The organism is Burkholderia sp. SRS-W-2-2016 (genome assembly GCF_001931485.1).
Taxonomy (GTDB): Bacteria; Pseudomonadota; Gammaproteobacteria; order Burkholderiales; family Burkholderiaceae; genus Paraburkholderia.
Genome location: NZ_MSDV01000025.1, coordinates 1 through 12,185 on the forward strand (window position 1 = coordinate 1; position 12,185 = coordinate 12,185).

The 12,185-nt window shown below is 65.7% G+C and carries 8 protein-coding genes; 6 read left to right on the forward strand and 2 right to left on the reverse strand.

Translation table 11 applies throughout. The features are described 5' to 3' along the window. Positions 1-791 precede the first annotated feature (791 nt). From nirB to BTH42_RS12445, 6 genes are all read left to right on the forward strand, one after another. Positions 792-3,332, forward strand: coding sequence for a nitrite reductase large subunit NirB (gene nirB / locus BTH42_RS12420; protein WP_075299617.1), 2,541 nt, complete (start codon positions 792-794; stop codon positions 3,330-3,332). A 60-nt stretch (positions 3,333-3,392) separates the two neighbouring features. Continuing rightward, complete coding sequence (gene nirD, locus BTH42_RS12425) at positions 3,393-3,758, forward strand: nitrite reductase small subunit NirD (RefSeq protein ID WP_075299619.1); 366 nt, start codon at positions 3,393-3,395, stop codon at positions 3,756-3,758. Positions 3,759-3,810: 52 nt separating this feature from the next. Continuing rightward, positions 3,811-7,992 (forward strand): bifunctional nitrate reductase/sulfite reductase flavoprotein subunit alpha, encoded by a 4,182-nt coding sequence (locus BTH42_RS12430; RefSeq protein WP_075299621.1) that lies wholly within the window; start codon positions 3,811-3,813, stop codon positions 7,990-7,992. Between the two features lie 184 nt (positions 7,993-8,176). Then, entirely contained in the window at positions 8,177-9,544 is a 1,368-nt protein-coding gene (locus BTH42_RS12435) for an MFS transporter (RefSeq protein ID WP_075299623.1), read from the forward strand. A gap of 54 nt (positions 9,545-9,598) precedes the next feature. Then, on the forward strand, positions 9,599-10,060 hold the full coding sequence (locus tag BTH42_RS12440) for an SRPBCC family protein (protein WP_075299624.1): 462 nt from the start codon (positions 9,599-9,601) through the stop codon (positions 10,058-10,060). A 172-nt stretch (positions 10,061-10,232) separates the two neighbouring features. After that, on the forward strand, positions 10,233-10,526 hold the full coding sequence (locus BTH42_RS12445; protein WP_256701993.1) for a helix-turn-helix transcriptional regulator: 294 nt from the start codon (positions 10,233-10,235) through the stop codon (positions 10,524-10,526). A 223-nt stretch (positions 10,527-10,749) separates the two neighbouring features. Here BTH42_RS12445 and BTH42_RS12450 read toward each other — a convergent pair whose 3' ends face one another. Together BTH42_RS12450 and tam are read right to left on the reverse strand one after the other, a co-directional pair. Then, the gene (locus BTH42_RS12450; RefSeq protein ID WP_075299626.1) at positions 10,750-11,115 is read right to left on the reverse strand and encodes a hypothetical protein; all 366 of its coding nucleotides are present in this window, start codon (positions 11,113-11,115) and stop codon (positions 10,750-10,752) included. Between the two features lie 198 nt (positions 11,116-11,313). Next, the gene (tam, locus tag BTH42_RS12455; protein ID WP_075299628.1) at positions 11,314-12,114 is read right to left on the reverse strand and encodes a trans-aconitate 2-methyltransferase; all 801 of its coding nucleotides are present in this window, start codon (positions 12,112-12,114) and stop codon (positions 11,314-11,316) included. Positions 12,115-12,185: the final 71 nt, after the last annotated feature.

Here is a 12,185-nt window from a genome sequence, read left to right on the forward strand (position 1 = left end):
GTGGGCGGGGGTGGGGCTAAGGCTCGTCATCATCGTGTCCTTCGGTTGTGCGTGGGGCGCGGCTCGTTCGGCGATGCCGCTGCGAGGCCGCGAAATGACAACGGCGTCCGCTCGTGCGGTTCACGAGGGGACGCCGTTGTCCGTTGCATTGCGGGTTATCTGGTTTGAAGCCGGGCCGGGCGGGGCCGCACAGTGCTGCATATCGCTGCGTACCGCCGCCGGAAGCGCCGCGCCATTGCGGCGTGCTTCACATCGAACCGGCTTCGCTGATCGCGACACCGTTGCCGCGATCAGCTTGCGCATCGTTCATGCAAGGACCACGCCACGTCGTTGCGGGCCACACGCAAAACAGCGCGCAAAGCCATGTGTGACGCCAATCGGAAACGCACCCATCACCTCGCCAAACGCGCTCGCGCACCATCGCGTCGCACTCGTCCTGCGCACGCGCACAGTGCTGCGTCGCACCATCGCTGTGCCTCGCCGCATCAAAACGCGACGCCCGGCGCGCGCGGTCCACGCCCCCGCATAACCTCGCAAACCCATACCGCGTAAGGCGCCGCGGGCTACTTTTTAACAATTGGCACAGCCTTTGCATTAAGCGATGCCAACGGGCCAACGCAGGTCCGCCGCGTGTGCAGCACCGCTGCCGCGCCATAGCAGCACCGAAGCATTACCAAAGCAGCACCGAACAGGACAACGGCGTCCCCCGGATTCAGCCATCGGCTGGGTTCGCGGGACGCCGTTTTTATTTCCGCCATCGCAATCGCCAGACAGCAGAGGACAGCGCGCTCATGAAAATCATCGTTATCGGTCACGGGATGGTCGGCCACAAACTGGTCGAATGCCTCGCGCAGGAGCCGGCGCACGATCTCGACATCACCGTGCTGGGCGAGGAATCGCGGCCGGCCTACGATCGCGTGCATCTGTCCGAGTTCTTCGCGGGCAAGAGCGCCGACGATCTGTCGCTGGTCGAGCCTGGTTTCTTCGAGCGCCATAACGTGCTGCTCAAACTGAACGCGCGGGCCGTCGCGGTCGATCGCGATGCGCGCACCGTGACGGTGGCGAGCGGCGAAACGCTGCCGTACGACCGCCTCGTGTTCGCGACCGGCTCCTATCCGTTCGTGCCGCCGCTGCCGGGCCGCGAGCGCGCCGATTGCTTCGTGTACCGAACTATCGACGATCTCGAAGCGATGCGCGAATGCGGCGAACGCTCGAAAACCGGCACGGTGGTCGGCGGCGGTCTGCTCGGTCTCGAATGCGCGAAGGCGCTGCGCGACATGGGGCTCGACACGCACGTGGTCGAATTCGCGCCGCGCCTGATGGCGGTGCAGGTCGACGACGGCGGCGGCCGCGTGCTGCGCAGCCGGATCGAAGAACTCGGCGTGACCGTGCACACCGCGAAGAACACGAAGGAGATCGTCGACGGCGACGCCGGCACGCACCGGATGCAGTTCGCCGACGGCAGCCACCTCGACACCGACATGATCGTGTTCTCGGCCGGCATCCGCCCGCGCGACGACCTCGCTCGTGCGTGCGGGCTCGAGATCGGCGCGCGCGGCGGCATCGTCATTGACGACGCATGCCGTACCAGCGACCCGTTCGTCTACGCGGTCGGCGAATGCGCGCTGTGGCACGGTCAATTGTTCGGCCTCGTCGCGCCCGGCTACGAAATGGCCCGCGTGGTCGCCAAGCAATTGCTCGGTAATCCTGCTGAATTCGCGGGCGCCGATATGAGCACGAAGCTCAAGCTGATGGGCGTCGACGTCGCCAGCATCGGCGACGCGCACGGCAGCACGCCGGGCAGCCGCACCTATCAGTTCAGCGACGAACGCAAACAGGTCTACAAGAAGCTGGTGGTGTCCGACTGCGGCAAGTACCTGCTCGGCGGTGTGATGGTCGGCGACGCGAGCGAATACGGCACGCTGCTGCAGATGATGCTGAACCGCATCGAGCTGCCGGAAGCGCCCGAATTCCTGATCCTGCCGCACGCGGACGGCAACGCGAAACCGGCGCTCGGCGTCGAGGCATTGCCGGCGGCCGCGCAAATCTGCTCGTGCAACAACGTGTCGAAGGGCGACCTGTGCGCCGCCGTGTGCGCGGGCGCGACCGATATCGGCGCATTGAAGTGCGCGACCGGCGCGGGCACCTCGTGCGGCGGCTGCGTGCCGCTCGTCACCCAGGTGATGAAGGCCGAGATGAAAAAGCAGGGGCTGGCCGTCAACAACCACGTGTGCGAACACTTCCCGTATTCGCGCCAGGAGCTGTATCACCTGGTGCGCGTCGAAGGAGTCCGAAGCTTCGGCGCGCTGCTCGCGAAGCACGGGCGTGGGCTCGGCTGCGATATCTGCAAGCCGGCGGTTGCGAGCATTCTCGCGTCGTGCTGGAACGAATTCGTGCTGAAGAAAGAGCACGCGTCGCTGCAGGACACCAACGACTACTACCTCGCGAACATCCAGCGCGACGGCACCTATTCGGTCGTGCCGCGTATGCCGGGCGGCGAAGTGACGCCCGACGGCCTGATCGCGGTCGCCCAGGTCGCGAAGAAATACGGCCTCTACACGAAGATCACCGGCGGTCAGCGGGTCGATCTGTTCGGCGCGCGCGTCGAGCAATTGCCGCTGATCTGGGAAGAGCTGATCGCGGCCGGCTTCGAATCGGGTCACGCGTACGGCAAATCGCTGCGCACCGTGAAGTCCTGCGTCGGCTCGACGTGGTGCCGCTATGGCGTCGGCGACTCGGTCGGCCTCGCGGTCGAACTCGAGAATCGCTACAAGGGGCTGCGCACGCCGCACAAGATCAAGTTCGGCGTGTCGGGCTGCACCCGCGAATGCGCGGAAGCGCAGGGCAAGGACGTCGGCGTGATCGCGACCGAGAAGGGCTGGAACCTGTACGTGTGCGGCAACGGCGGGATGAAGCCGCGCCACGCGGAACTGCTCGCGGCGGACCTCGATAAAGACACGCTGGTGCGCTACATCGACCGCTTCCTGATGTTCTACGTGCGCACCGCCGACCGTCTGCAACGCACCAGCGTGTGGCGCGACAACCTCGAAGGCGGCCTCGCGTATCTGGTCGACGTGGTCGTCAACGACCGGCTCGGCGTCGCCGCCGAACTCGAAGCGGAGATGCGCAACGTGGTCGACACCTACGAGTGCGAATGGAAGAAGGCCGTCACCGATCCGGACACGCGCAAGCGCTTCCGCCACTTCGTCAACAGCGGCGAAGCGGACGGCAACGTCAGTTTCGTCGAGGAACGCGGGCAGATCCGGCCGGCCACGCCCGAGGAACGGCAAGCGCGGTTCGTGACGATTCCGGTGGTTGCTGAGACGGCTTAACCCGCGTTTTATCCCGCATTTTTCGCAGCTTTTTTGCTCATTCACACAGGAGCCCTCGCCATGAAAAACGAACGCCTGCCCCGCGCATGGACCGCGATCTGCCCGCTCGACGACATCGTGCCGAACACTGGCGTCTGCGCGCTGATCAACGGCGAACAGGTCGCGGTATTTCACGTGGACGGCGGTGATGTTCAGACCGACGGCACGCCCACTATCTACGCGATCGAAAACTTCGATCCGGGCTCGCACGCGGCGGTGCTGTCGCGCGGCCTGGTCGGCAGCCTCGGCGAGCGCATCGTGGTGGCCTCGCCGATCTACAAGCATCACTTCGATCTGCGCACCGGCGAATGCCTCGAAACGCCCGCGTATTCGGTTAGCGCGTTTGCCGCGCGGGTCGAAAACGGCCAGGTGATGGTCGAGGTCTGACCCGGCCGCATTCTTCGCAATTGCTCAAAGCTCCTGAATATCCGGTTCGCGCATGACTGCTACCAGCGTAAAAAGCGTTTGTCCGTATTGCGGCGTCGGCTGCGGAATGGTGCTGCACGTCGAGGACGGCCAGGTCGTGAAGATCGCCGGCGACAAGGAGCATCCGGCCAACTTCGGGCGCCTGTGCACGAAAGGGCAGTCGGCTCACGTCGCGCTGCGCAAATCGGGCCGGCTCGAAGGCGCGTTCGTGCGCCATGCTCGCGACGAAGACCCGGTGCCGCTGCCGATGGCGCAGGCGCTGAGCGATACCGCCGCGCGGCTGCGTCGCGTGCTCGATGAACATGGGCCCGATGCGTTGTCGTTCTACGTGTCCGGGCAGATGTCGCTCGAAGCGCAGTACCTTGTGAACAAGCTCGCGAAGGGCTTTATCGGCACCAACAATATCGAGGCCAATTCGCGGCTGTGCATGGCGAGCGCGGCGAGCGGCTACAAGCTGTCGCTCGGCGCGGACGGGCCGCCGGGATCGTATGAGGACTTCGATCACGCGGACCTGTTTTTCGTCAGCGGCGCGAATATGGCCGACTGTCATCCGATCCTGTTCCTGCGGATGATGGATCGCGTAAAGGCCGGCGCGAAGCTGATCGTCGTCGATCCGCGCCGCAACGCGACCGCCGAGAAGGCCGATCTGTTTCTGCAGATCAAGCCGGGCACCGACCTCGCGTTGCTGAACGGGTTGCTGCATCTGCTGCACGAAAGCGGCACGACGGATGCCGAATTCATCGCGGACTTCACCGAGGGCTGGGACGCGATGCCGGCGTTTCTCGCGGACTACACGCCGGAAAACGTCGCGCGTATCACCGGTCTTGCCGTCGACGATATCCGCAAAGCCGTGCAGATGATCGGCTCCGCGAACGAGTGGATGAGCTGCTGGACGATGGGTCTGAACCAGAGCACGCATGGCACGTGGCACACCAACGCGCTGTGCAATCTGCATCTGGCGACCGGCCGCATCTGCCGGCGCGGCAGCGGACCGTTCTCGCTGACCGGTCAGCCGAACGCGATGGGCGGCCGCGAAATGGGCTACATGGGCCCGGGTTTGCCGGGGCAGCGTTCGGCGCTCGTCGCCGAAGACCGCGCGTTTATCGAAGCGTTGTGGGGCGTCGCGCCCGGCACGCTGAAAGCCGACACGGGTAGCGGCACCGTCGATATGTTCGCGCGAATGGCCGCCGGCGACATCAAGGCGTGCTGGATCATCTGCACGAATCCGGTCGCGACGCTGCCGAACCGGCAGACCGCGATGGCCGGTTTGCGCGCGGCCGAGCTGGTGATCGCGCAGGACGCGTTCCTCGACACCGAGACCAACCGCTACGCCGACGTGCTGCTGCCCGGCGCGCTGTGGGCCGAAGCCGACGGCGTGATGATCAACTCGGAGCGCAATCTGACGCTGATGCAACAGGCGGTCGAGCCGCCCGGCGCCGCGTTGCCGGACTGGCGGATCATCGCGCGGATCGCGTGCGAGATGGGTTTTGCCGACGCGTTCAGCTATGCGAGCGCGGCCGAAGTATTCGACGAGATCACCCGCGCGGCGAACCCGGCGACCGGCTACGACCTGCGCGGCGCGAGCTATCGACGCCTGCGCGAGACGCCGCTGCAATGGCCGGTTGCAGCGGACGCCGCCGCCGATCGCAATCCGCTGCGCTACCTGAACGACGGCGTGAGCCAGACATTGCGGCAAAGCGAAGACGGCAGCGTGCCGCGCATCGCGTTTCCGACCGCCAACGGCAAGGCGACGTTTTTCGCGCGCGCTTACGCACCCGCGGCCGAATTGCCGGACCGCGAATTTCCGATCGTGCTGAACACCGGCCGGCTCCAGCATCAATGGCACACGATGACCAAGACCGGCAAGGTCGCGATGCTGAACAAGCTGAACCCGGGACCGTTCGTCGAGATTCATCCGGAAGACGCGAGCGCGCTCGGCATCCGCGCGAAAGACCCGGTCGAGATTCGCTCGCGCCGCGGTCGCGCGGTGTTGCCTGCGGTGGTGACCGATCGCGTGAGCGCCGGCCAATGCTTCGCGCCGATGCACTGGAACGACGTGTTCGGCGACGACCTGTGCATCAACGCGGTGACCAACGACGCGGTCGATCCGATCTCGCTGCAGCCCGAACTGAAAGTCTGCGCGGTCGCGCTGGCGCCGGTGACGCTCGAGCATGACGCACAACCGGACGACGAAGACGCTACGTTTTGCATGCCGACCGGCGCGACAGCAGTATCAGCTACGAATGCCAAGGACTCCTCCATGCCCCGTATCGAAGCCCTTACGAGCCTGCTGCAATTGCCGCCCGAGCCAGCGCCTTCTCTCACCGATGCCGAACGCGCGTATCTCGCCGGCTTCGTCAATGGTCTGCGCTCGGCCGAAGCGAGCGGTATCGACAGCGTGCCGGTATTGCCGCCCGCCGCGCCGTTCGATGCATCGAAGCGCCTCTACGTGGACGGCCTGCTCGCGGGACTCTATAGCCGCAGCGCGACGACGCCGGGCACCGTAGCCGCCGCATTGCCGCAGCCCGCGCCGATGGAAGAGTCGCGCGAAGCCGGCGTGCGCATCGTCCGTGCACGGCCGAAGGTCACGCTGCTCTGGGCCTCGCAAACCGGCAACACCGAATCGCTGACCGAGCGTTACGCGACGCGGCTGATGGAGTCGGGCTTCGAAATCCGCACCGCGTGCATGGCCGACTATCCGTTCGCGTCGCTCGCGAAAGCGCAATACGTATTGCTGATGAGCAGCACCTTCGGCGACGGCGATGCGCCCGATAACGCGCAGGACTTCTGGACCCAACTGAGCGCGCAAGATGCGGCGCGTCTGGACGGCGTGCGCTTCGCGGTGCTCGCACTCGGCGATCGCAACTACGACCAGTTCTGCGGCCACGGCCGCCGCCTCGACGAACGTCTCGCCGCGCAGGGCGCGCTGCGTCTGCTGGAGCGTGTCGATTGCGACAGCGACTATCAGCAGAGCGCCGACGCATGGCTCGAGAGCGTGATCGTCAGCATCAAGGCCGCGGACGCGGCGCTGCACGCGGTGCCGCCGGGCGGGATGATCAACGCGGTGGTGGGCACGGTGCCGACCAAGACGCGGCCGGCCGCGTCGCGCGTGACCGGCAATCTGCGTCTGAACCGCCACGGCGCCGCGAAGGATACGCGCTACGTGTCGCTGCAAACCGGCGACTCGAACCTCGAATACGAAGCCGGCGATGCGCTCGGCGTGTGGCCGAGCAACTGCCCCGAACTGGTCGACGAACTGATTACGCTCAGCGGACTGCACGCGGACGCGCCGGTGCATGTTTCCGGTCACGGCGACATGCGGCTCGCCGATGCGCTCGGCAAGCACTACGAGATCGCGCGACCGAGCGCCGAAGCGCTCGCGTTCGTCGCATCGCGCAGCGACAACGGCACGCTGCGCGAGTTGCTGACGCCCGCGCGCAAGGCCGATCTGAAGCAATGGCTGTGGGGCCAGCAGCTCGCCGACGTGCTGCACGAATTCCCGCTGAAGCTGAGCGCGACGGAGTTGACCGGCATGCTCAAGCGTATGCAGCCGCGTCTGTATTCGATCGCGTCGAGCCCGAAAGCGCATCCGGGCGAAGTGCATCTGACGGTGTCGGCGGTGCGCTACAACAACGGCCGGCGTCATCGCAAAGGCGTGTCGTCGACGTTTCTCGCCGATCGCGCGAGCGAAACCGACGTGCCGGTCTTCGTGCAGAAGTCCGCGCATTTCCGGCCGCCGCATCAATCCGATACGCCGATGATCATGGTCGGCCCCGGCACCGGCATCGCACCGTTTCGCGGCTTTCTGCACGAGCGGCGCGCACGCGGCGACCGCGGCCGCAACTGGCTGTTCTTCGGCGAGCAGCACGCGGCCACCGATTTCTACTATCGCGACGAACTCGAAGCGATGCGCGCGAGCGGTGTGCTCACGCGACTGGACGTCGCGTTCTCGCGCGACCAGGCCGACAAGATCTACGTGCAGGACCGCATGCGCGAACACGGTGCGCAATTGTGGGCATGGCTCGAAGAAGGTGCGCATTTCTACGTCTGTGGTGACGCGAACCGGATGGCGCGCGACGTCGATGCCGCGTTGAAGGAAGTGATCTCGACGCATGGCGGTCTCGGCGACGACAAGGCACTCGAATATGTGAGCCGTTTGACGCGCGAAAAGCGCTATGCACGCGACGTGTATTGAAGCCGCTGCGTGAAGCTGGCGCGGGCACTGAAGAATTGAGAAAAAGCCGTAAAACAAGGGCCCGGATGGCATGGGGCTTGCATAAAGAAGTCCGGATCGAAAATCTGAACGACCTGCCGGTGCGAGGATATGCAAGGCGGCGACGAGCGGGTCGACAAGGCAATCTATTTAGTGAGGATCTCTGATGAAAAACCTGATGCATTCCCTGAAGAGCGGCGACTGGCGCGCGCTGGTCGCCTGCTTTCTGTATTTCGACACGGGCTTCACCGTCTGGGTGCTGTATGGACCGCTCGCACCGTTCATCAGCAAGAGCATTCAGATGACGCCCGCGCAACAGGGTCTGCTGGTCGCGGTGCCGGTGCTGTCGGCCGCGATTTTGCGCGTGACGCTCGGCAATCTGTATCAGTCCGCGCATGGCAAACGCATCGCGTTGATGGGGGTGCTTCTGTCGGCGGTGCCGACCATCGTGCTGCCGTTGCTGCCGGGCGTGCCGTCGTATCAAACGCTGCTGGTGCTCGGCGTGTTTCTCGGCGTCGGCGGTGCGAGCTTCGCGGTCGCGCTGCCGATGGCCGGCAGCAACTATCCGCCGAAAGTGCAGGGCCTCGTGCTCGGGCTCGCCGCGGCCGGCAATATCGGCGCGGTGCTCGACGGCTTCCTGTTTCCGCAACTGGCCACGCGTTACGGCTGGCAGCTGGCCGCCGGCGGTGCGTTGCCGCTGCTCGCGATTGCCGCGTTGACGCTGTACTTCTGGGCCAACGACGCGGGCGTCAAAACCGGCAGCGTGCTGCGCGCGTTCGGCAGCTTCGCGACCACGCTGGTCGGCCTGATCGTGCTGGTGCTGCTGGTCCAGGCGGGGCTGTTCGGTGCGGGCCGAACCGGCGTGCTGCTGTTGCCGGTGATCGGCGCGCTGCTCGCGATCGCGGTGCTGCCCAAGCGCTACCGTTCGGTGCTCGCCGAGCGCGATACGTGGGTCATCATGCTCGTCTATAGCATCACGTTCGGCGGTTTCGTCGGGATGTCCTCGTATGTGTCGCTGCTGCTGACCGATCTCTATCAACTGTCGAAGATCGACGCGGGTCTGTTCATGGCGTTACTCGCGGCGACCGGCGCGATGGTGCGGCCGCTCGGCGGGCTGATCGCGGACCGGGTGTCCGGCGTGCGCGCGCTGACCGTGTTGCTCGCGATCATCGCGGTAGGCGACTTCGTGTTCGCCGCGGCGATGCCGTCGCTGACCAACGGCATCGCGCTGCTGCTGTGCCTGTACGTTGCATTCGGTCTCGGCAACGGCGCGACGTTCCAACTGGTCCCGCATCGCTGGGCCGGCCGGACCGGCTTGATGTCGGGCATCGTCGGCGCGGCGGGCGGCATCGGCGGCTTTTATCTGCCGGTCGTGATGGGCATCGCGAAGGAGAGCACCGGCAGCTATCAGATGGGCTTCGCGACGTTCGGCGCGTTGGCCGCCTGCGCGTTCCTCGCGATCGTCGCGCTGCGCCGGCCGTGGATGGCATGGTCGATGCAAGCGGGCGTGCTGCACGCGCACGCGACGGAGTGAAAGCTCCTTGCATCGCGTGAGTCGGGTGCCTAATATGCAGCCAGGAGGCTGCATATGAACACATCGACCGATCGCATCGAAAAGCAGATTCTGTTGCGCGCGCCACGCTCACGGGTGTGGCGCGCGCTCGCCGACGCCGAGGAATTCGGCAGATGGTTCGGCGTGAATCTGACCGGCAAACGCTTCGTCCAGGGGCAATACGTGCAGGGGCACATCACGTATCCGGGCTACGAGCATCTGGTGATGGACGTGCTTGTGGAACGCGTGGAGCCCGAACGTCATCTGTCATGGCGCTGGCATCCGGCCGCGATCGACATCACGATCGACTACACGCCGGAACCCACCACGCTGGTCGAGTTCGATCTGACCGAGGTCGACGGCGGCACGCTGCTGCGGGTGGTCGAGTCGGGCTTCGATCAGTTGCCGGTCGGGCGCCGCACGGAAGCGTTCCGGATGAACGACGACGGCTGGGGACAGCAGATGGGCAATATCGAGCGACATGTCGGGCAAGGGTAGCGCGGCATCCGTCAGAGCCGGCACTTCGCGACGCGCGGTGGCGACGAAGACCGGCGCCTCCGGCAGGGGCGCGGGCAAGGCTGCTACGCGTGGCGCGAACGTGCGCACAACGGCGGGAACGACAGCGGGAACGAAAGCGGGATCCGCGAGGGCGCCGCGCAATTGCGCGCCGGTGTTCGCGGCGCTCGGCGACGAGACGCGTCTACGGTTAATCGCGGCGTTGTGCGCGGGCAGCGCGCTGTCGATTGCGCAATTGACGGCCGGCACCGAGATCACCCGGCAGTCGGTGACCCAGCATCTGCGGGTGCTGGCCGACGCGGGTCTGGTGCACGACGTGAAGGTCGGACGTGAGCGTTTATGGGCGTTCGAACCGGCCCGGCTCGATGCGGCGCGGCGCGCGCTGGACGCGATTTCGCAGCAGTGGGATCAGGCGTTGTTGAAGCTGAAGGCGGCGGTTGAGGAGTGAGCGGCGAGGGCGGATGGAAAGGCGCAGAGGCGCGCAGATTTTACCGATACCAATCTGGGCTGTGGTTTGCGCCGGCAGGTGTTTCCACTTCGAATTCGCCGCAATAGCATCGATTTGCTAAAGCGCGCCGTCAAAGCAGAACATTGAAGCACCACGTCACTTCGCACCAACGCAAACAGGGCCATCAACTGGCCCCACACCACCGCAATCAGCGGAGAAAAACCTAATCCGCGATCCGCTTATCGGCCAGCGCGTTCTGGCAGTCGGCAAGCACCTGTTTGAGCAGACGCGCCTGCGGATCGAGTTCGTCGGTATCGAGAATTTCTTCGACCGCGTCGCGCGCCCAGTCGGTGTCGACGAATTGCGCGTGGCGCCGCGCGATTTCGACCGCAATCGCCGACAGTTTCGCGACGCAGAGCCAGTCGGCTTCTCGCGAGTGCCGGTCGAGCCACTTATGCGCGGCTTGCACGTGAAAACTCGCGTCGGGCCAGTCTTCGTTCAGGTAATAAGCGCCGAGGCTTCCGCATGTGAGCCAGCACAGCAGCTCCAGACGGTCACGGGGACTCAGATGTTGGCGTACATCACTCATGGCGACGCTCGCTGCAGTAAATGGCTTCCCGGTGAGGGCGGCCGAGCGCCGTCCTCCGCTTTCAACACACATTAGCATGCGCAATTCCCGGGCGGCAATTCCTGACCAACCCTGGCGCGCAAAGTGGTGCACGCCAGCGGCGAGCGGGGCGCTCGGCGGCCGTTGCCAGCTATGCCGCCCCCGTGTCCCGCGCCGCCGTCAACGCTCGCCGCGCGTCGCGACGATGAAAAGCCGCGGAAACGGCAGCAACACGGTGCCGTCGTCGAGCGCCGGATACGCGTGCGCAATCCCGTCACGGTAGCGTTGCAGGAACGCGTCGCGTTCGGCGGCATCGAGCGCGGCGAGAAACGGCCGCAGCGAACTGCCCTTGAACCATTCGACCACCGCGTCCGCGCCGCCCGCAAGCGGGTGATGGTAGACGGTGCGCCACACGTCGACGCGCGCGCACTGCGGTTTGAGCAGCGCGTAGTACCACTCGGCGCGATGCCGCATCGTGCGCTCGACGCCTTTCAGCTTCGCCGCCCACGGTCCGTTCGCGGCGACCTCGCGCTGCAGCTGATGCGCCGGCTCGTCGAGATTGTCGGGCATCTGCACCGCGAGGCTGCCGCCCGCCGCGAGTTTGTCGACCAGCGCCGGAAACACCTGCTCGTGGTCGGGCACCCATTGCAATACCGCGTTCGCGAGGATCACGTCATACGGTTCGCGCGCGGTCCACGTCGCAATGTCGCTGACGTCGAAGTTAAATTGCGGCAGCCGCTCGCGCGCCGCCGCGATCATGTCGGCGGAACTGTCGATCCCGCTCACCGCCGCGCCCGGCACCCGCGCGGCCAGCACCTCGGTCGAGTTGCCCGGTCCGCAGCCGATGTCGATCGCGCGCCGCGCGCCGTCCACCGGCACAGCGGCCAGCAGATCGCGCACCGGCCGGGTGCGCTCGTTCTCGAACAGCATGTACTGTTTCGCGTGCCAGTCGGCCTGCTTGCGGGTGCCCGTTGCGCTCATGTCGTGACTCCTTGTGGGGTTCGGTGCGGCCATTCTCGGCGCGTCGCGGTGCAGAGTAAAATGAATTTATG

Coding starts and splice junctions, on each gene's coding strand:
- BTH42_RS12435 (WP_075299623.1), top strand. CDS start 8,177: ATGAAAAACCTGATGCATTCCCTGAAGAGCGGCGACTGGCGCGCGCTG.
- tam (WP_075299628.1), bottom strand. CDS start 12,114: ATGAGCGCAACGGGCACCCGCAAGCAGGCCGACTGGCACGCGAAACAG.
- nirD (WP_075299619.1), top strand. CDS start 3,393: ATGAAAAACGAACGCCTGCCCCGCGCATGGACCGCGATCTGCCCGCTC.
- BTH42_RS12440 (WP_075299624.1), top strand. CDS start 9,599: ATGAACACATCGACCGATCGCATCGAAAAGCAGATTCTGTTGCGCGCG.
- nirB (WP_075299617.1), top strand. CDS start 792: ATGAAAATCATCGTTATCGGTCACGGGATGGTCGGCCACAAACTGGTC.
- BTH42_RS12430 (WP_075299621.1), top strand. CDS start 3,811: ATGACTGCTACCAGCGTAAAAAGCGTTTGTCCGTATTGCGGCGTCGGC.
- BTH42_RS12450 (WP_075299626.1), bottom strand. CDS start 11,115: ATGAGTGATGTACGCCAACATCTGAGTCCCCGTGACCGTCTGGAGCTG.